We start from the raw sequence: 18,540 nt of genomic DNA on the forward strand, positions 1-18,540 counted from the left end.
GAACTTGAGACCGCCGCCCCTTGCCCATTTATCCGTCCGTCGGAGTCAATATCCGTCGCCCGTAAGATACGAGCATTTCCCGGTAAAGGAGTTGTCCCCCAGTCGCCAGCATAGCTGGTCTCCAGCAGGTCTCTGATGCGCGTGTAAGCCCACTCAGACATACCCCAGCCCCTCCAGATACTGCTGCAGCTCTTGGGCGGCGGCATCCCGCTCGGCTTCGATATCGGCCAGTGTCACGCGATATTTGTCCCACCACGTCTCGAAGGCGGCGATCACTTGCTGGCGCTGCTGGCGGATATAGCGTTCGAGAATCCCCTTCAGATCATTGTGCAGAATGGTGCCGACCAGCTCGGCAGCGGCGGGTTCGTCGAGCGCATCCACGGCATCGTTCAGGCGGGTCTCGAAGTTGGCGACCTTGGCTTTGTGCTGCTTACGCACCTGGGTGCGCTCCTGCTTCCAGGCCTTGATATCGGCCTCGGTCGGAGCGTAAGCGCTCCATAAACCCCATCTTCTCGGTCCGACGTATCATCCGCAGACTGATGTCTTTCACTGACAGAGGACATCATGAACGAGCTGACCTCGACCCAGGCCTTCTGGCTGGGCCATCTATTCCATGCTTCGTCTCGTCAACTGGCGCTGGGTGAGTATGCCAAAGAGCAACGGCTGGCGTTGACAGAACTGCTGGCCTGGGAACAACGGCTGCGGGTTCAGGCGATTGCTGTGCCGCCGAGGCATCGGCCGATGCGCTTTGTTGCCGTGAAGGTGGCGCCATGATCCGGCCGGCTACCGACCTGCGGGTCTATCTCTGCCGCGAGCCGGTCGATATGCGCAAGCAGATCGATGGCCTGGCACTGCTGGTCCAGGAGGCCATGGCACTCAACCCTTTCGAGGCGGCGGTGTTCGTGTTCGGCAACCGTCAGCGCGACAAGATCAAGCTCTTGTTCTGGGAACGCAACGGCTTCGTGGTCTGGTACAAGCGCCTGGAGCGCGAGCGCTTCAAGTGGCCAGATCGCCTGGAAGGTGACACCGTCACCCTCTCGGGCAGGCATTGAACTGGCTGCTCGATGGCTACGACATCAATGCCATGCAGCCGCACAAGGCGCTTGATTTTCAATCGGTTGGCTGACATTTTGCTGCCGATTCCTGGCGGTTTTGGTAAAATGACCGCATGACATCCTCGGTTTCCTCGTCACCCGATACGGTCTCTCGGCTGCAGCGCCAAGTGCAGTCCCAGCAAGAGGAGATCGCCCAGCTTCATCGCCTGATGGCGAAGAAGGAAGCCCAGTGGGAAGCCGCCAAGCAATCGCTCTTCGAACAGTTCCGGCTGGCCATCGAGCGTCAGTTCGGTCCCTCCACCGAGAAGTACCGTGTCGAGCAAGGCGATCTGCTCATCAACGAAGCCGAAGTGGCCGTGGATGATGAGGAAGAGGCTGCTGACGAAGACGACACCACGTCGACTGACGCGTCGCTGGCTGGCGAACCGGCACCGACCCAACGCCGCACTCGCGGCGGTCGTGTTGCCTTGCCGCCCGAGCTGCCGCGTGTCGAGGTCGTCCATGAACTGCCCGAGGCCTCTCGCCACTGCGACGAGGACGGTAGCGAACTCAAGGTCATCGGCGAGGAGGTCTGCGAAGAGCTGCACGTCGTACCGGCACGGATCGAAGTCATTCGTCATGTGCGTCGCCAGTACGCTTGCCCGGCCTGCGAGGAAGGCGTGCAGATCGCTCCGGCACCGGCCAAGTTGCTGCCCAAGAGTAACGCCAGTGCCACGCTGCTGGCCTATGTGGCCACCGCCAAGTATCAGGATGCCTTGCCGCTCTATCGGCAGAGCCAGATCTTTGCTCGGCACGGTGCCGAGATCCCGCGTAATACCCTGGCCCGCTGGATGGTCCAGGCGGGTCAGCGAGTCACGCCGTTGATCGAGGCGCTACGCCGGCACCTGCTTCAAGCGCCACTGATCCATATGGACGAGACCACGCTACAGGTCAATCAGGAAGCCGACCGAGCGGCGAGTTCGCCATCCTACATGTGGCTGCAGCGCGGCGGCCCACCGGGCCAACAGATCGTACTGTTCGACTACGACGTCAGCCGATCCGGTCGCGTCCCCGTGCGCCTGCTGGGTGACTATACCGGTCGCCTGGTCACCGATGGCTACGAAGGTTACGCCGAAGTAGTACGCCGCAACGGCATCACCCATGCCGGCTGCTGGGCGCATGCGCGGCGCAAGTTCGTCGAAGCGCAGACGGTGCAGCCCAAGGGCAAGACCGGTAAGGCCGACTGGGCGCTCAACCAGATCCGCAAGCTCTACGCCGTGGAAAAGCAGGCCAAGGCACTGGCGTCGGAGGCGCGCCAGGCGCTGCGGGACCAGAAGAGCCGTCCGTTGATTACTCAACTGCGCACCTGGCTCGATAAGTCGGTCAATCAGGTGCTGCCAAAGAGTGCCTTGGGCAAGGCGTTGCACTATCTGCACGGTCAGTGGGAACGCCTGACGCGCTTCCTCGACGACGGCCTGATCCCGCTGGACAACAACCCGGCCGAGAACGCCATCCGGCCCTTCGTGGTGGGCCGCAAGAACTGGCTGTTCAGTCATACGCCGAGCGGTGCTCACGCCAGTGCGGCGATCTACAGCCTGATCGAGACGGCCAAGGCCAACGGCCTCTCGCCCTACGACTACCTGCAGTTCGTGTTCGAGACCCTGCCGACGCTCGGTGAAGATGACGAGCTTGACGCGCTGCTGCCCTGGCAGTGGAAAGAGACTCTGCCAGCCTGAGTCAGATCGGTACAGGTGGGGTTCGTGGATCGTTTACGTTGGTTCAACCGGTTTCGCAAGGTCCTGGTTCGTTACGAAAAACTGGAACGCAGCTTTCGCGCCCTTAACCAGTTGGCTGCCGCCATTATCGCTTTTAGGAAGGTTCCTCTTACGGTAAAGATTATTTACGGATAGATTCTTAGCTTGTTAATCTTTCATCGCTGCAATGGGTGTTGACGGTGCAGCGATGAAAGAATGGCAGACCAAACAACTTGGGCTATTTACTAAGCGGGCAATTAATAACCCGGGACCCGAAGATAGTACACTATTTTAAGCGGACGTGGCGAAAGTCTTGCCAACACTGATTGATAACCGTAAGCCCCTGTAACCTTTGAGAGTAGGCAATCATGCCGCGCCGTGATGTAAAGAGGGGAAGGATAGGAAGCCGCTCCATTATTAAAGCATCAGCTTCTCGATACAACGTGGTTCTTTCAGACGATACACACTCCTTACGCGCACGATCTAACAACTCATCGAGCTCCGAATCATTATTATACCCAGCATTGAAACCATAAGGAGATTTATTTGATCCATGCAACACTTGCAATAGCCATAGGTCACATGACATCCCCCAACTCATTTCACTGAAAGAAATATCAGCTGGGGCCCCCTCACGCCATTGATTACAGTATGTGACCCAATCTGGATGGAGTTTTATATCTAACTGAATACCAACTCTTGCCAGATCTTGAGAAATTCTATCGTAAATGGCCCCCGGGTTAAGTTGAGCAGAACCTGCCTGAGCGGCTTCTACCTGAAGAACGCAACCATTCTCGATTCCAGCATCTGCCAAGAGTTTCCTAGCTAGTTCGGGATCATAGGGATATCTTTCTAATGCATTTTTGTCATGGGATGGGGCTCCAGGGGGGATCGCACTACAAGCGGGAACAGCAGCGCCTGGAAACAATTCTTCGCACAAAGCTTCCCGATCTATAGCGTACGCGATAGCGTGACGTATGCGTAGATCTGATATGCGAGGGTCACGCTGATTGAATACCAAATACCAAAGGTAGGGAGGCGAAAACTCGGGCACACTGAACCCCCGCGCAGCCAAGTCTTCAAGATCCGCCCCTTCAAGACTATAAGCAAAGTCTACTCTACCATCAACTAAGGCTTGTACGCGCGCCTCAAGATCAGGGAAAGGCAAATATTGAATGCCTTCAATCTGCGGAGGGCCAAACCAATATTCATCGTTACGCCTCAACTCCACGGCAGAGCCACCTTCAGTCTCAAAACGACGGTGGAATTGAAACGCGCCGGTACCTGGAGCCTGGTCGGCACAACCATCGGGACCAAACCTCCGAATAGCTTCCGGACTGATTAATGACTGAGCACCAGGTGCGTCTTCTTGTGTCATGTACCGTAAAAATTCCGGGTTCGGTTCGGATAGGTTGAACTCAACAGTCATCTCATCTACTGCTCTTACCTCTTTGACCAGCCCAACTCCAGCGCGATTGAAGTCAGCAACGGCGTGCGAATAAAAAGGAGAGCCAGGGCAACACATACGTTCATAGTTGATAACTACGGCCTCTGCATTGAGCGGCGTCCCGTCATGAAATTTCACCCCATCCCTAATACGAAAAATGTACCGACTATAATCGTTCGTCACCTCACAACTAGATGCAAGCCTAGGTATGATTTTTGTAGGCGCACCGAAACTATCAGGTATTTCATTAAAATCATCTTCAAACAAGCTTTCATGGGTTTGCTGAACCACCCTTCCTGTATTCCACCCTCCAAAAGACCGCGGTGGATCAATCTCATCCACGGACCAATCAAGAGCAACGCGCAGAATCCGGTTTTCATTCATACATATAACCCCGTAATTATCTTGTTTTATGTAGCAAATAGACGGCCATGATCTCGAGCATGGCGCATTGCTGCGATTTCAAGCCCTGCTGCTGCACTGCATTCCATTTCATCAAGTTTAGTACTGAGAGCTATATCAGCAGCTTTGATAACCTCTGGTGAAATTTCCACCAACATTGCCTGAGCAGCTGTAGCGGGAATGACATCCAGCCGCACGGCCGCAGACAGTATCATCGTGGCAACACCTCTTAATTCTAGTAACACAGCATCTTCCCGGCTGATGCCGGCCGCCGAGGCAATTGTTCCAGACACAACAGCCAGATGACCAGGGGTAACCTTGCTTGCTACTTCAGCAACGTAACCTGCAAGTATGGGATTGGAATGGACTGATGGGGCTAATGCCGCCAGCCTACTTCCACAACGGCGCGATGCCGCTTGAGCCGGTCCTGTCAACTTTAGAAGGTCAAGTCGGGCATCAACAGTGGCCAATTTCTGGAGGTCATTAGCCGTAAGGGCATCGTGAGCCAATGCAGTGGCTGCGCCGTCCGCTCTAGCGGTACCTTGAATTAAGGCCGATACAATCATGCTGTGGAGCGCACAAGGGGTATCCACGCGCCCATCTCGAAATAATCGTTCTAATCCAAAGGCGTGTGCATGTCTCCCAATAGGTAAAGCCGAATCAGAAAGCTGCATTAGTGCCAGCAACGGGCCAGCACGATCAGCGAAGGAATATTCAGTCATGGTGGTGCTCATGTACGGCCGCAACACCATTTGGTGGCTCACCAGCAGCAAAAGCCCTTTCTTCAAAACGAAGCGTGATATCAGGAATACCAAGGGTTAAAACTGGCCGTGCAGTAAGATCGGGGGAGTCAGTTACAGGAACCAAGATTTCATTATTACGCAATTCAGCAGGACTATGTCGATTTCCTAAAGCGTGACCGATACGGAAAGCCATCTCAGGGTTTATCGTTCCTAACGCTATAACCATCACTAGCTCAGGACGGCGTGCCACAACGATAATTCTTCTACCATCGTCATGCAGGACGGCACCTTCACATAACCAATTTGGGTGCGGTAGATCGATACCTACTGTCTCCCCCCCCTCACTGGTAATGCGCAACCGACGGCGTCCTGCGTCTGCAGCAGATATCCATAATCGATCTTGGTAACGCCCGGCGAAAGCCTTATCCTCGCAATGACCTGAAATTTTATGTACTAAAAGCATAGCTCGCCTTTATTTCCTTAATTGTGGCGCGGGACGCCCCCGAATGTGATATCGCGCAGCATTCCACGCGACCTGCGTTGCGATTCGCAAGGCAGGCGCGTTTTCAGCCAAGAAACGTGATATGGCACCATAACCTGATGCAAGAACCGCTGCTCCTCCATACACTCCCGGAAGTTTTTCCAAACGAGCGCTAACCTCTGCAGCTAGCTTTTCTTGGTCGCCATTTTGAGTCAAAATTATTAGTGTCCCGACATAGCCACCCGATGCCAACGCTCCCTCTAATGTTGGGCTAGCTTCCTGGGGTCGGAAAGTGGAGGCATCAACCAGAATTGTTTGACCTCTAAAACTAGCCTCTAGCCGCGTCGAAACAGTGTTGTAGATATTCTTCTCCCCCCTGGCGACTCTTCCAGGAGCTAAACTTTCCGCAAGGATTGCTTCCGCCCCATCAGACAGGTTAATGCTTGTTTGCTGTCGGTATTCGGCTTTTGGATGTGGGATAAGCATATCTGGAATAGATTCGAAATAGGCTCCTGAACTCAATTCAATATTTGTCGTTTGTACAGATAACCCCTCCCCTTGCAACCGTGTCGCCGATGGCGTGGATAAACACATAGCTGCATCATTCCCGAGGTGCAGGTTCGTGTGAAGCCGATCGCCCCCAAAAACTGATCCCGCTGCGTTGTGCGTGTAGACCAGAGCACCAAGCTCAGACTCCATCGGTAATACTGCGGTGGTCGTCAAAGGATAACGTTGCTTACGTTCCACCATTCTCGTACGCCCATGCCTATCGAGAGAAAAACGTAACGATAACAGTCCGTTGTTCATCCGGGAAAACGCCCAAAAAGTGCACTATGAACAATCTCATCAAATACGGCCTTCACACCTTGTCCACTACGAAGGTCTGTATAAAGAGAGGCTCGTTCAGGGCGCGCTGCTGCTACGTCTGCACTGATACGTTCTAGGTCAGCATCCACGTGCGGTGCCAGATCTACTTTATTAACCACTAATAAGTCTGCACGCAGGACACCTAATCCTCTTTTACGGGGAATATCATCTCCGCCAGCAACATCGATGACAAAAGCCCACCAATCAATGAGCTCACTTGAAAAGGTAGCGGCAAGATTGTCGCCACCGCTCTCAATGATAATTACATCAGGCTGGAAGCGCTGCTCAAGCCATTTTGTGGCTTCAATATTCACAGAAGGATCCTCACGAATGGCAGTGTGTGGGCAGGCTCCACTCTCAACCCCTAATACTCGCTCGGGATCAATTAAACCTGAGCGTTTGACGCGCTCCGCATCTTCATGGGTAACAAGATCGTTTGTAATGACTGCAACAGATATTCCATGCGACGAAAAAAAAGGGAGTAAACGCTCGACCAAGCGTGTTTTCCCACTGCCGACTGGACCTCCAAAACCCAAACGTACTGCGGGCATAAAATAAGTTCCTCACTTCAGCATATATGACTGGCCCAGCGCTACTCGTGCTATCGGAGTGCTGTCGATGAGTTGATCGTTGATAAAGACACGAAAGGTCTCTGGGTCGATCGTAATAGCAGGCACGGTGTTGTTCAGCAACATATCTTTTTTAGTCACCCCGCGTGTATCGGCCACGGGAACCAGAACCGACTTTAGATCTAGTCGTTGGGCTATACCCGCTGTAATCGCAACTGGGGCCACAAAACGTACACCCAATGACTGAGGAGCACGTCCAAAATAACCCCACATAGGTCGGTAGCGAAGCGGCTCGCAGTTCATTAAGGACGCATTCGCCTCCCCCAAAGGAGCCCATACAGGAAAACCTGACTTCATTACTAGTTCAGGTTTGGCGCCGAAACTGTCCGGCTTCCAGAAAACAAGATCGGCTAGCTTGCCCGGCTCAATCGAGCCTACATCAGCGTCAATACCAAACATGCGGGCAGGATTCGTAGTGTATTTTGCAATGTATCGACAAATACGAAAATTATCTGCGTGACTTCCATGATCTTCAGCCAGAGTGCCTCTTAGATCACGCATGTGGTCGGCAAGCTGCCAGCATCGAGCAATAGTTTCACCAACACGCCCCATTCCTTGGCTATCCGAACCTATTGCACTAATAGCACCGATATCGTGTAGCACATCCTCCGCACCGATGGTCTCTTTGCGGATCCGGCTTTCCGCGAACGCAACATCTTCTGGCAGACGAGGATTGAGATGATGACTCGTCATTGCCATATCAAAATGCTCGTCAAAAGTATTAATAGTGAAAGGATTCGTAGGATTGGTCGAAGAAGGCAATACATTTGTCTTACCGCACATCCGGATGATATCGGGGGAATGCCCGCCACCAGCACCCTCTACGTGGTATGCGTGAATACCCCGATCAGCAATGGCCCGTAACGTATGCTCAACAAATCCGGATTCGTTCAGCGTATCAGTGTGCAACTGGATTTGGCCGCCACCGATTTCAGCAGCTCTCAGCGCTGAATCAATGACTGTGGGGGCCGCCCCCCAATCTTCATGAATCTTAAGCCCAGCTGCGCCGGCTGCAAGCTGCTCAAGAAGAGGCTCGACGGTATGAGATGCTGCTTTTGCAATGAATCCAAAATTAACTGGGAAAGCTTCAGCAGCTTGGAGCATATACCCTAGGTTAGTGGTACCGGTTGAAGCTATAGGAACAGTGGTCGGTCCAAGCCCCCCCCCCATCAACGTAGTAAACCCAGCAGAAAGGGCCTCCTCTACTTGCCCAGGATCAATGAAATGAACATGACAATCAATCCCCCCTGCTGTAACAATTAAGCCCTCGGCAGCACGCACATCCGTGTTCACGCCAACAGTAAGCCCTTCCGTTACACCATCCATTATGTTTGGATCACCTGCTTTACCGACACCTACAATCCGGCCATTTTTAATGCCGATATCCGCCTTGATGACACCAACAACAGCGTCTATTATCAGTGCATTGGTAATGACCAGATCCAACACTCCATCAGCAGCAGTCAAAGCACCATCACAGCCAGTTCCAGCCCTCATTGTTTTACCAGCACCAAACACTAACTCATCACCACCAACGCAGTAATCACGCTCTACTTTTGCCCAAAGATCAGTATCGCCCAGCCGGACACAATCCCCCACAGTTGGACCATACAGCTGGGCATACCTTGAACGATTAATTGTTTTAGCCATGAATTACTCCTGCAAAAAAGCTTCAAGTCGAGACATTGCGGCCGTACGTATATCTGGGTCATCCAAGGACCCGTTAACCAGCCCTGCTAATCCGTAGACGGCCCGACATCCACCTATAGCCACAAGATCAACTACACGTGTGTCACCTGGCTCGAAGCGCAAGGTAGTTCCTGCAGGAATGTCGAGACGGAAACCATACGCTGCCTTACGATCAAAATGTAATGTAGGGTTCACTTCAAAAAAGTGGTAATGCGAGCCGATCTGAATAGGCCGGTCAGCGGTACTTTCAACTAGCAAGCTTTGCGTGGGACGCTCTACATTAACCTCTACGGGGCGATCGCCAAACTGCCAGCGAGGCCTAGGAGGCTCGGTGACGGTCGATTTTCCCGGTCCAATGGGATCATGCACACAGATTAACTTTTGACCGTCTGGAAAGAATGCCTCAACCATAAGCACGTCAAGACGTTCAGCAACTCCAGGCATCACATCATCTTCAGTTAATAAGCTTGATCCCAAGCAGACCATATCAGAAACAGTTCCCCCCTCACGTGCACCTTCGCATATAGCATCAGCAATGATAGCTCGAGCCTCAGGCTCGCTCAGGGAAAGGCCACGTCTGTGGCGGGCTCGAGCCAGCTCTGCCGCCTGATACAATAGAAGTCGATCAGCTTCACGCGGAAATAGTCGCATTACCCTACCTTTTAAACGTGCTTGAATTCACCAGTACTGTTCCTTAAGCCTATGACAACTATGGGGAGAGCAGTTAAATTTCCTCAGATTGCTAGGTGGGCTGATAGATGTTCGGCTGAGGTGCGATCGTCGACCACTCCCTGCTCAATAAACTCGCCGAGTTTTAAGATCATGAAGCGATTCGCGACCGACAATGCGAAATCGAGGTTTTGCTCCACCAACAGAACGGAAATACCTAGTTCATCACGAGCCCGAATCAATACTTCGGCCATACGATCTACCATTGCTGGTTGAAGGCCTTCAGAAACTTCATCTATAAACATCAACTGTGGTTGCGCGACCAAGCCACGTGACATCAGCAGCATTTTCTGCTCACCTCCAGACAGGGTGCCTGCTCTTTGTTTCAAGCGCTCGATAATGCGGGGAAAGATCGTTTCAATAGTAGATATGCGCTGTTGAAAAAGCCGGTCTGAAGTAACACCGAGGCGCAAGTTATCCTCGACAGTTAAATCGGGGAACAGTGTATTCTCCTGCGGCGTATGAGCTACGCCACTGCGCGCCATTAGGTGAGGCTTAATATCTGTAACATCTTTGTCATTCAGCATGACCTTCCCGCTGAAAGGGCTCACGAACCCCATAAGGGTATTGAGTAAAGTCGATTTACCCATGCCATTCTTCCCTAGGATCGTAAGAATCTCGCCCTTTTTTATATCCAAGGAAATATTCCGTAGTACAGAGGCTGAACCGTACCCACTGTTAAGGTCGCGGACACTCAAAATCGCATCATTCATGCTACCTCCTCTTCATGATGGCCGGCATACACAGCCTTAACCAAATCTGATGCAACGACCTCCTCTACCGTTCCTTCCATCAAGATGGCACCTTGGTGCAGTACGACCACACGATTACTAATCGCGCGCACGAAGTCGAGATCATGCTCGATGAGTATAATACACAGACCAAAATCTCGAGTCAGTCGGGTAAGGACCTCTCCGATAGCCATTCGCTCTGGCCGAGTCAAGCCTGCAGTAGGTTCATCCAGCAGCAGTACCGAAGGTTCCGTTGCTAACACCATAGCGAGTTCCAAGCCACGCTTCATACCGTGAGAAAGGTTTCTAGTTTCGTTAGACAGTTTCTGGTCCAGGCCTGTTGCCTTCAGAATATCAAGAGCAGGTTGTGGCAGTGCCACTGTATCAACTCGATCAAATAACTTAGCACCGTCTAGCCGATAGCGAGCTAATTTTAAACATTCAGCCACCGTCAGCGTATCGAACAGGCTGGTATTCTGAAAACTACGCCCAACTCCTAGACCTACTACTCGCTGCGGGGAGCAGCGACCGATCTCAACATTGTTGATATGAATACTGCCATCAGTGCGTTCTTTTCCATCGCTAATACAACGCATCAAAGTGGTCTTCCCGGCTCCATTAGGACCAATAACGCCCAGCAACTCAGTACCATGCCCCACAAGATTCACGTCACTTAAAACTTTCAAACTTCCATAACGACGTGATAAGTGCTCTATGCGCAAAGGAGGCGTATCGCCAAAAGATGCACGCAACATTCTCGATGCTGGTGCCTGAGTTATTTTAACCTCAGTAAACATCGAGTTACTTTTAGGCCAAAATCGGTGCCAGAGCGCAGTCAGTAGAGGTGCCAGTCCCCGAGGAAGTGCCACAATTACTACAACAAAGCCGACTCCTGTTAGTAGTTTCCAAAGAAACGGCATAGCCCCTGATAGCCAAGAAGACATAGTATCTATGCCGATAGCAGCAAAGACAGGGCCGAGCAGAGTAGCCCTCCCACCCAATGCTGTCCAAATCAATAGTTCCGTGCCAAGTTGAAACCCTACCAACTCCGGGGCAACGACGTTTGAAAAGGCTGCGTATGCAAAACCCGCAGCAGATGCTACCATTGCAGCAAAAACCATCAAGATAGTTTTAATGCGAGATACCGGTATACCTAGGTAGGCGCTGCGATCTTCATTCTCACGTATAGCTATGAGCACCCGCCCAAAATCACTGCGAACCAGCAACCAACCTGCAGTGGTAGTTAATACGAGGAAACCTCCAGCAATCCAAAACCATACTTTTAAATCCCAAAAGTAAGTTGGAAAGCCAGAAAGCCCACTAGACGAACCGGTAAAGCTACCACCCGAATAAATCACCTGAGTCAACACAATGGGTAATGCTAATGTGATTATGGAAGCGTAAATAGGGGATGAACCATGAAAGAACGCTAACCATCCAGTTGCTGCTGCTACGATAGCAGCCACACCTAAAGCAATAGCGAGCGCTGCAAATGCCCAGCCAGGTCCAAACCCATAATGGGTAAACACTAGGCCACAGGCGTAAGCGCCGATACCAAAGAAAGCAGACTGGCCAAACGTCAGGATGCCTGTATACCCCCAAAGTATATCGACCGTCATCACCACAGCTGCAAGAAGCAGAGTGCGAATGAGGATATTAGTCAAATAAATATCTAATGTGAAAGGTGCCACTGCGACCACGCACAGCCCAATTAGGCAACCAATAAGTGCAGCACGATGGGTGCGAGATACTGTAATGTTGGTGTCAGGCACGACTAAACCCCTTCGGATTTAAACGAAGAATCAAGGCAGCAAGAACCACGATGGTCATCCCTCCGAGGATTGGGCTAACATAAGTGCTAACGAGGACTTGAGTTCCCCCAAGAACTAGCGAAGCAAACAGCAAGCTGGGAAATGAGACACCGGAAACCAATACCAGCATGAAGCTATTCACTAGCCAGGGGAGCCCCATATTTGGATCGACGGAGAGCAATGGGGTGATTAGCGCCCCAGCCGCACACGCTAGTCCTGCTCCAAGGCCAAAGGTGAGAGATCGCACTTTAGTGCTATCAATGCCCAAACCTCGAGCCAAATCCTCATTGACGATTACTGCGCGAGCATTAAGGCCAAATCGGGTCAAACTGAGCAATCCTATGAGAGCAAACGCCAGCAGTATGGCAATAGCCGCTATGGCTAAACGATACGCAGAATACTCAACTCCAAGAAAATCAACAGTGCCGGAAAGCGGCGATGGTGCGAATTGAACACCTCGGCCGAAGGTCAATGCAAAAACCTGACTAATCACGATTCCCAGCCCCCAAGTTGCCAAGATCGCGTCTAGCGGTCTTTGATAGAGTGGCCTAATTACTATTCTCTCGACCACTAAACCAAATAAAAATCCCAAAATGCTTGCTAAAGGGATAGACAACCAAGGGCTAACACCAGCAAGCCCTGCCATGTAAGCTACATACCCTCCTGTAGTGAGAAAAGCTCCATGGGCGAAGTTTAAAAGTTTCATTACCCCAAGGATGACCATAAGGCCAGTCGAAACTACGAAAAGAATTGCCGCTGTCGTTAAGACATCAAAGGTTACACTACCCACATTAAACCTCTTGCTAGCAACTGGCGCGGATCTTTTAGGTTCCGCGCCATAAGCCCTTCAGTTAGCGAATTGAGGGCACTGTTCGCCCGGATCTACATTTTCAAATGACCTAACGACCTCTACGGAACCATCACCAGTAACGCGTCCCAAGTACATCGTCAGGGCGGCATGATGCTGTTTGTCCATTGTTATAGCACCTCGAGGGCCATCAACTGTAACCTCCCCTAGAGCATCAATGACATCAACTGGATTCGTCGATCCGGCCTTTTCGACAGCAGCAGCATATGCATAGATAGCTTCATACTGAGGCACAGATAACTCATTCGGGGTCTTAGCATCATCCCCGAATTTTTTCTCTACTGCCTCAAGGAATTTCTTATTTTCTGGTGTGTCAATGCTCGATATGTAAGATGCAGCAATATAAATCCCTTCAGCATCTTCTCCCATGCTCTTCGCTGTGCCTTCATCAACAGCGTAGTTACCATAAGGAATCGTCACTCCAGCTGCACGAAGTTGCCTAGTAAGGGTTACGTTAGGTGCCCCACCAGATGTCGAAGTGATCAATGCATCAGGATTGGCCGAGCGCAACTGTGAAATAATCGCTGTCCAATCTGAACCATCTATTGGCAAGTACGACTCGCCCACAACGGTCCCACCCTTACTTTCAACATACTCGCGAGTAAAATTCAACATACCACGACCAAAAGCATAGTCGCTACCTATAAGGAAAAACTTTTTAGCATCATACTCGGACATAAACTGGTCGACAATCGGGGCAACCTGTTGCTCTGGAACCCAAGCATTTATATACATCCACGGCGAACACGAACGACCTTCATAGAACGATGTGTAAATGAGAGGAACCCTTCCACGATTGACAATTGGTAGGCCTGCGTTTCTGGCAGCAGTGGTCTCCATCGCAACTATACCATCAACTTCCTTTTGGAAGACCAAGCTATCATAGGCTCGCTGTGCGCCTTGAGCCCCCGATCCATCATCGGCGATTTCAAGCTGTAATGAGCGCCCCAACACCCCTCCTTTAGAATTTATTTCTTCGACCGCCAATTCAGACGCCTGAACGACAGAAGGAGCAACAACACTATTAGCACCACTAAGCCCCACAGGGATTCCAATTTTGATAGGGTCTGCAGCATAAGCTGAAGCTCCTAAGCTAACCCCAACCCCAATTCCAAAAAGAAGATTTATTAGGTTCATCTGGCACCTCAGTTTATTAACTTTTATGGCTAGCTATTGATATCTAGGCCAGGAAATTCGGCATAAACATCCATTCTTCGATCTCGCAGCAGGTGATTGAATTTATTTAGGCTTCGGTCGCGCCGCGCCGCAGAAAGATCCACCTCCCCAATTAAGATTTCCTCATTATCACTACTGGCTGGACCAGCCACCGCCCAGCCGGTGTGATTAATAATCAGGCTATGACCCAAGAAAGCTTGTCCACGCTCAACTCCAATCCTATCTGCACATGCGATTACAATGGAATTACTGTGAGCTGCAGCCATATGCAGGATATTAGCCATCGGTTGGTCACCTGGTTGTGATTCAGGGAGAGGGACCCAATTGGTGGGGACACAGACTATGTCTGCGCCCTGAGTTACAGCTATACGGAACGTCTCAGGAAACCAACCGTCATAGCAGATCGCTACACTAATTCGTCCGTAAAGTGTACTAAAAACTGGCACCCCAAGATTGCCAGGTTCAAAATATAGATTTTCATCGCTCCATAAATGAAGTTTACGATATACACCCAAAACACCTGTATGATCGATAATCACTGCACTGTTATAAAGCCGATCACCATCGCGTTCTGCAATTCCTGCAACAAGGATTATGTCTAAGCGTGCAGCGATCTCGCTCCATGCTTGGGTTGTGGTGCCATCAGGAATCGGCTCCCCAAGAGCAAATACCTCAGCTCGTGACTGAAATACGTACCCGGTATTACACAATTCAGGTAAGACAACAATGCGGCTACCGGCATCTGCTGCTTTCTCAATCAGCTCGAGACTACGCTGAATGTTAAGGGCGACATTACCAAATTCTGGCTCGAATTGTATGCAGGCAACTTTTAATTTGCCTTCATCGGGCTCTTCACTAGTTGCAGACAAGGAAAGAGGCGGTGAAGCATGGGCCATTAGACATCCCCCCTCTTTCTAATGACATAAAGATAGTCGGAAATGTCGGAAATAAAGAACCTTAAATTCACCAGCTGCATAAATTCACCCCATGATTCACTTAGCTTTATAGACAGCATGTTTAAGCAAAAAGCGTGCCATAATTTCATGCCCATGTTTTTGTTAACTTTTTTGCGAATGGCTGGGTGAGCTTGGCTCACCTTCGCAACTGTTTGCACCATCGTAGAGCCACAACGCCCCAAGCAGGCGCACCTCTGCTGGTGCTGTGCTTCTTTTTGGCACTTCGTCGTTGGGTGTGGTTGAGCCACGATAGAGCCTCCACGACGACAGGAGGCATGACATGGACGAGTAATCTGCCGGTCGGCGTCGCTGGGCTCTGGATCGCCGCTAGGATGGTTGTGAACCAGAATCACTGTGGCGGCGTTATGGGCCAAGGCCTGCTTGACCACCTCGCGGGGATAGACGCTGGCGGAGTCAATGGTGCCGCGGAACAGCTCTTCAAAACAAATCGCGTGATGCTGACTGTCGAGGCAGACGGCACTGAAGACTTCGTGCTCGTAGCCCTGCAGCAATATCTACAGATACTCGAATGCCAGCGCTGGCTGTGTGATCTTGCGGCCCCGGGCCAGCCGCCGGCGGGCAAAGGCTTTGGCAATGCTCAAGAGCTCCGCTTCGGTGACAAGCGCCGTGATGCGATAGGTGCCGGCGGTCTCGCCGGCAGTCAGTTTGCGATGATTCATGATTTGACTCCTCAAGCCGCCATGACCATGGCCATGCGACGCTCCATTTCTTCGTAGAACGCCTCGACACGCTCGGCGATGATGCGAATCATCACCTCGTCCCGGTAGGCCCGCTTGATAAACAGCGGCATGCCGGGCCAGAAGCTGACGAAATCGATCCACTCGCGCTCACTGACCCACAGGCCACCCTGGCATTGGGCGATATGCTCCTGGGGTAGCTTGTTTGTCAACGCCGACTGAAAAGTGCCCCCCTTTGGCTCTGAATCGCCGAAGTAATATTGCCCCCCCTGGGCCCTCGGTTATTCGGCTATCGTTGCCGAAGGAGTGGTGCCGGCTCTGCGCTTGTCCTTGAGTCGGTAGCTCTCGCCGGTGATCTGCACGATGTGGGCGTGGTGCAAGAGCCGATCCAGCATCGCGGCCGTCAGTGTCTGGTCGTCGGCAAAGGTCCCGGCCCATTGCGTGAACGGCAGGTTGCTGGTCAGAATCATGCTGCCACGCTCGTAGCGCTTGGCAACGACGTTGAAGAACAGGTTCGCCTCGTCGCGCCCGAAGGGCAGGTAGCCGATCTCATCGATCACCAACAGGCGCGGCCCCATCACCACGCGGTTGAAGTACTCCCTGAGCCGCTCCTGGCGGTGTGCCGCCGTGAGCTGCAGCATCAGGTCGGCCGCGCTGACGAAGCGCGTCTTGATCCCCGCCATGACGGCGCGGTAGGCCAACGCAATCGCCAGGTGGCTCTTGCCCACGCCGCTGGGGCCGAGCAGGACGATGTTCTCCGCGCGCTCGATGAAGCTGAGTGCCGCCAGTTCCTGAAGCTGCGCACGCGGCGCTCCCGAAGCGAAGGCGAAGTCGTATTGCTCCAGGGTCTTCACCGCCGGGAAGGCGGCCATCTTCAACAGCGTCTGGCGCGAGCGTTCGGCACGGGCATCGGCTTCGGCGCTCAGCAACGTCTCGAGAAAGTCGGCAAAGCTCGCCTCGCCGTTGGCCGCCCGCTGCGCGAGGTGCGACCAATCGCTGCCGATGCGTTCGAGCTTGAGGCCCTGGCACAGCTCGCTGATGCGGTCGTGCTGCAAGTTCATGGGCTGGCCTCCAACAGCTGGTCATACACCGACAAGGGATGCTGTAGGCTCTCATGCGGTAGCGCGCGCCCTGACCGCAACGCCGGGACCGGAACGATGCTGGTGGCCGGCGCCGGCAGCGGTAACAGGACCCCGCGCTCCTCGGCCAGTCGCATCGCCGGCGGCACGCCGGTGGTGCCATGCACCCGCTGATGGGCGATCTCATCGAGCCAGCGGCCGATGTGGGCATTGGCCGTCGGCACGTCCAGGATCAATCCGGCGCTCTTGAGCGTGGCGGCCAACGGCGTGATGAAGCTGCCCTTGAGGTAGCCGTTGAAGCGCTCGACCTTGCCCTTGGTCTTGGCCCGGTAGGGGCGACAGACCCGAGGGCGAAAGCCGTACTCCTCGGCCAGCGCCGCCAGGGCCGGATGCCAGCGATGCCGGCCGTCACCGTAGGCGTCGCGCTCGGTAATGATGGTGCCGGCGTTATCGAACAGCGCCTCTTCGGGGACGCCGCCAAAATAGACAAACGCCTCTCACGCAGGCCAGTCAACCACGCCTCGCTGTCCTCGCGTGTCGAGAAGCGCACGAAGGTCGCTCGGCTGTAGCCGAGTGTCGCAACGAAGGCCTTGAGCGGCTCGCGACCGCGACGGATCGTGGTGAAGTCGACCTGCAACTGCTTGCCCGGCGGCGTCTTGAAGCGCACGACCGGGTCCTCCGGTCGGCCCTTGAAGGGCGCCAGATAAGCCTTTAGCTGGCTGATGCCGCCGGCGTAGCCTTGCGCCTGAATCTCACGCATCAGCACGGTCGCCGGAATCCAGTGCGGGCGGGCCGCTGCGATACGTCCCTGAAGATAGGGCTTGAAGGCGTCGAGCTTGCCGGGTCGCGGCGCTCGCGCCTTATAGCGTGGCAAGTCCTTCTCGCCCCGCAGGTACTTGCGGACGGTATTGCGCGAGAGCCCCAGCTCCCGGGCGATCGCCTTGATGCCATGCCCCTGACGGGCCAACACTTTGATCTCCACTGACTGCTCCTGGGTCAACATCTCGGCGGCTCAAAAGCCACCATCTTCGCCCAGAGGGGTCAAATTTACCTCGGCGTCAGGGGGTCAGCTTTACATTGGCGATGACACTTGTTGGCTAGCAGTAGCTCGACCTGGTACTTAGGCAGCTTGGTTTTGATCTCCACTAAACCGTTGCTGTCCACCAAGCAGTCGGGAGAGTAGCCCGCCCCGTGGTTGAGAATGATGCCGACTTGTTCCAATCGGGGCAGACCTGTGGCTTCTTGGTAGAGCTCCCGCGCCACGGGCTCTGTAGTGGTCAACTAATTCCGGACAGTGAATTGAGTGTTGCTTCCGCTCGTGCGGGCGACATGCCGCCGTTGTACTGATGGGGTCGCTGTCGGTTGTAGCGCTCCATCAGATAGAAGCTGATATCTCGTAAAGCCTCTTGTGCTGACAGATAGCCGATCGCGGGCATCCACTCGCTC

Annotated in this window: 20 protein-coding genes and 3 pseudogenes; 4 read left to right on the forward strand and 19 right to left on the reverse strand. The window is 53.1% G+C overall.

Translation table 11 applies throughout. The features are described from left to right. Positions 1-153 precede the first annotated feature (153 nt). The gene (locus DOM57_RS19920; protein WP_239496341.1) at positions 154-438 is read right to left on the reverse strand and encodes a hypothetical protein; all 285 of its coding nucleotides are present in this window, start codon (positions 436-438) and stop codon (positions 154-156) included. A gap of 126 nt (positions 439-564) precedes the next feature. Here DOM57_RS19920 and DOM57_RS19925 point away from each other — a divergent pair, with 126 nt between their 5' ends. The 4 genes and pseudogenes from DOM57_RS19925 to DOM57_RS19940 all read left to right on the forward strand — a co-directional run. Beyond that, a complete protein-coding gene (locus tag DOM57_RS19925; protein ID WP_239496342.1) occupies positions 565-774 on the forward strand; it encodes a hypothetical protein in 210 nt (69 codons plus the stop codon). After that, positions 771-1,052 (forward strand): IS66 family insertion sequence element accessory protein TnpB, encoded by a 282-nt coding sequence (gene tnpB / locus DOM57_RS19930; protein ID WP_110651040.1) that lies wholly within the window; start codon positions 771-773, stop codon positions 1,050-1,052. Before DOM57_RS19925 ends, tnpB begins: the two co-directional genes overlap by 4 nt. 116 nt (positions 1,053-1,168) lie before the next feature. After that, positions 1,169-2,770 carry an IS66 family transposase gene (gene tnpC / locus DOM57_RS19935; protein WP_110651042.1) on the forward strand — a complete coding sequence of 534 codons (1,602 nt, stop codon included), beginning with the start codon at positions 1,169-1,171 and terminating at the stop codon, positions 2,768-2,770. 39 nt (positions 2,771-2,809) lie between these two features. Next, a pseudogene (locus DOM57_RS19940) lies at positions 2,810-2,944 on the forward strand (IS5/IS1182 family transposase); the annotation flags it as partial. A 130-nt stretch (positions 2,945-3,074) separates the two neighbouring features. Here the strand turns inward: DOM57_RS19940 and DOM57_RS19945 are convergent. From DOM57_RS19945 to DOM57_RS22465, 18 genes and pseudogenes are all read right to left on the reverse strand, one after another. Then, positions 3,075-4,619, reverse strand: a complete 1,545-nt coding sequence (locus tag DOM57_RS19945; RefSeq protein WP_110651044.1) for an ABC transporter substrate-binding protein — start codon at positions 4,617-4,619, stop codon at positions 3,075-3,077. Positions 4,620-4,645: 26 nt separating this feature from the next. Next, positions 4,646-5,359: an urease accessory protein UreF gene (locus DOM57_RS19950; protein ID WP_110651046.1), complete on the reverse strand. Its 714-nt coding sequence runs from the start codon at positions 5,357-5,359 to the stop codon at positions 4,646-4,648. After that, positions 5,352-5,843 carry an urease accessory protein UreE gene (locus tag DOM57_RS19955; RefSeq protein WP_110651048.1) on the reverse strand — a complete coding sequence of 164 codons (492 nt, stop codon included), beginning with the start codon at positions 5,841-5,843 and terminating at the stop codon, positions 5,352-5,354. The genes DOM57_RS19950 and DOM57_RS19955 overlap by 8 nt, the downstream gene beginning before the upstream one ends. 9 nt (positions 5,844-5,852) lie before the next feature. Beyond that, positions 5,853-6,668, reverse strand: a complete 816-nt coding sequence (locus DOM57_RS19960; protein ID WP_110651050.1) for an urease accessory protein UreD — start codon at positions 6,666-6,668, stop codon at positions 5,853-5,855. Next, positions 6,665-7,279, reverse strand: a complete 615-nt coding sequence (ureG, locus tag DOM57_RS19965; protein ID WP_110651052.1) for an urease accessory protein UreG — start codon at positions 7,277-7,279, stop codon at positions 6,665-6,667. The genes DOM57_RS19960 and ureG overlap by 4 nt, the downstream gene beginning before the upstream one ends. A gap of 12 nt (positions 7,280-7,291) precedes the next feature. After that, positions 7,292-9,007 carry an urease subunit alpha gene (gene ureC / locus DOM57_RS19970; RefSeq protein WP_110651054.1) on the reverse strand — a complete coding sequence of 572 codons (1,716 nt, stop codon included), beginning with the start codon at positions 9,005-9,007 and terminating at the stop codon, positions 7,292-7,294. A 3-nt stretch (positions 9,008-9,010) separates the two neighbouring features. After that, complete coding sequence (locus DOM57_RS19975) at positions 9,011-9,697, reverse strand: urease subunit beta (protein WP_110651056.1); 687 nt, start codon at positions 9,695-9,697, stop codon at positions 9,011-9,013. A gap of 83 nt (positions 9,698-9,780) precedes the next feature. Beyond that, positions 9,781-10,488 (reverse strand): ABC transporter ATP-binding protein, encoded by a 708-nt coding sequence (locus DOM57_RS19980; protein ID WP_110651057.1) that lies wholly within the window; start codon positions 10,486-10,488, stop codon positions 9,781-9,783. Beyond that, entirely contained in the window at positions 10,485-12,278 is a 1,794-nt protein-coding gene (locus DOM57_RS19985; protein ID WP_110651059.1) for a branched-chain amino acid ABC transporter ATP-binding protein/permease, read from the reverse strand. The genes DOM57_RS19980 and DOM57_RS19985 overlap by 4 nt, the downstream gene beginning before the upstream one ends. Beyond that, complete coding sequence (locus tag DOM57_RS19990) at positions 12,271-13,107, reverse strand: branched-chain amino acid ABC transporter permease (RefSeq protein ID WP_110651061.1); 837 nt, start codon at positions 13,105-13,107, stop codon at positions 12,271-12,273. The genes DOM57_RS19985 and DOM57_RS19990 overlap by 8 nt, the downstream gene beginning before the upstream one ends. 57 nt (positions 13,108-13,164) lie before the next feature. Next, entirely contained in the window at positions 13,165-14,322 is a 1,158-nt protein-coding gene (locus DOM57_RS19995; protein ID WP_110651063.1) for a substrate-binding protein, read from the reverse strand. A 29-nt stretch (positions 14,323-14,351) separates the two neighbouring features. After that, positions 14,352-15,257, reverse strand: coding sequence for a nitrilase family protein (locus tag DOM57_RS20000; protein WP_110651065.1), 906 nt, complete (start codon positions 15,255-15,257; stop codon positions 14,352-14,354). Further along, positions 15,257-15,829: a JAB domain-containing protein gene (locus tag DOM57_RS22835; protein WP_476707497.1), complete on the reverse strand. Its 573-nt coding sequence runs from the start codon at positions 15,827-15,829 to the stop codon at positions 15,257-15,259. Before DOM57_RS22835 ends, DOM57_RS20000 begins: the two co-directional genes overlap by 1 nt. 3 nt (positions 15,830-15,832) lie before the next feature. After that, positions 15,833-15,997 (reverse strand): hypothetical protein, encoded by a 165-nt coding sequence (locus DOM57_RS22840; RefSeq protein ID WP_476707498.1) that lies wholly within the window; start codon positions 15,995-15,997, stop codon positions 15,833-15,835. An 11-nt stretch (positions 15,998-16,008) separates the two neighbouring features. After that, positions 16,009-16,227: a PDDEXK family nuclease gene (locus tag DOM57_RS20010; protein WP_239496343.1), complete on the reverse strand. Its 219-nt coding sequence runs from the start codon at positions 16,225-16,227 to the stop codon at positions 16,009-16,011. A gap of 69 nt (positions 16,228-16,296) precedes the next feature. Then, positions 16,297-17,076 (reverse strand): IS21-like element helper ATPase IstB, encoded by a 780-nt coding sequence (gene istB / locus DOM57_RS20015; protein WP_110651067.1) that lies wholly within the window; start codon positions 17,074-17,076, stop codon positions 16,297-16,299. Further along, positions 17,073-18,097, reverse strand: a pseudogene (gene istA, locus DOM57_RS20020) (IS21 family transposase). Before istA ends, istB begins: the two are co-directional and overlap by 4 nt. Positions 18,098-18,371: 274 nt before the next feature. Next, positions 18,372-18,540 (reverse strand): annotated as a pseudogene (locus DOM57_RS22465) (IS3 family transposase); the annotation flags it as partial.

The organism is Salinicola peritrichatus (genome assembly GCF_003206715.1).
Lineage (GTDB): Bacteria > Pseudomonadota > Gammaproteobacteria > Pseudomonadales > Halomonadaceae > Salinicola > Salinicola peritrichatus.

What these genes read in the sequence shown, in the direction of transcription:
- DOM57_RS19925 (WP_239496342.1), top strand. Translation starts at nt 565, where the DNA reads ATGAACGAGCTGACCTCGACCCAGGCCTTCTGGCTGGGCCATCTATTC.
- tnpB (WP_110651040.1), top strand. Translation starts at nt 771, where the DNA reads ATGATCCGGCCGGCTACCGACCTGCGGGTCTATCTCTGCCGCGAGCCG.
- tnpC (WP_110651042.1), top strand. Translation starts at nt 1,169, where the DNA reads ATGACATCCTCGGTTTCCTCGTCACCCGATACGGTCTCTCGGCTGCAG.
- DOM57_RS19945 (WP_110651044.1), bottom strand. Translation starts at nt 4,619, where the DNA reads ATGAATGAAAACCGGATTCTGCGCGTTGCTCTTGATTGGTCCGTGGAT.
- DOM57_RS19950 (WP_110651046.1), bottom strand. Translation starts at nt 5,359, where the DNA reads ATGACTGAATATTCCTTCGCTGATCGTGCTGGCCCGTTGCTGGCACTA.
- DOM57_RS19955 (WP_110651048.1), bottom strand. Translation starts at nt 5,843, where the DNA reads ATGCTTTTAGTACATAAAATTTCAGGTCATTGCGAGGATAAGGCTTTC.
- DOM57_RS19960 (WP_110651050.1), bottom strand. Translation starts at nt 6,668, where the DNA reads ATGAACAACGGACTGTTATCGTTACGTTTTTCTCTCGATAGGCATGGG.
- ureG (WP_110651052.1), bottom strand. Translation starts at nt 7,279, where the DNA reads ATGCCCGCAGTACGTTTGGGTTTTGGAGGTCCAGTCGGCAGTGGGAAA.
- ureC (WP_110651054.1), bottom strand. Translation starts at nt 9,007, where the DNA reads ATGGCTAAAACAATTAATCGTTCAAGGTATGCCCAGCTGTATGGTCCA.
- DOM57_RS19975 (WP_110651056.1), bottom strand. Translation starts at nt 9,697, where the DNA reads ATGCGACTATTTCCGCGTGAAGCTGATCGACTTCTATTGTATCAGGCG.
- DOM57_RS19980 (WP_110651057.1), bottom strand. Translation starts at nt 10,488, where the DNA reads ATGAATGATGCGATTTTGAGTGTCCGCGACCTTAACAGTGGGTACGGT.
- DOM57_RS19995 (WP_110651063.1), bottom strand. Translation starts at nt 14,322, where the DNA reads ATGAACCTAATAAATCTTCTTTTTGGAATTGGGGTTGGGGTTAGCTTA.
- DOM57_RS20000 (WP_110651065.1), bottom strand. Translation starts at nt 15,257, where the DNA reads ATGGCCCATGCTTCACCGCCTCTTTCCTTGTCTGCAACTAGTGAAGAG.
- DOM57_RS22840 (WP_476707498.1), bottom strand. Translation starts at nt 15,997, where the DNA reads ATGAATCATCGCAAACTGACTGCCGGCGAGACCGCCGGCACCTATCGC.
- istB (WP_110651067.1), bottom strand. Translation starts at nt 17,076, where the DNA reads ATGAACTTGCAGCACGACCGCATCAGCGAGCTGTGCCAGGGCCTCAAG.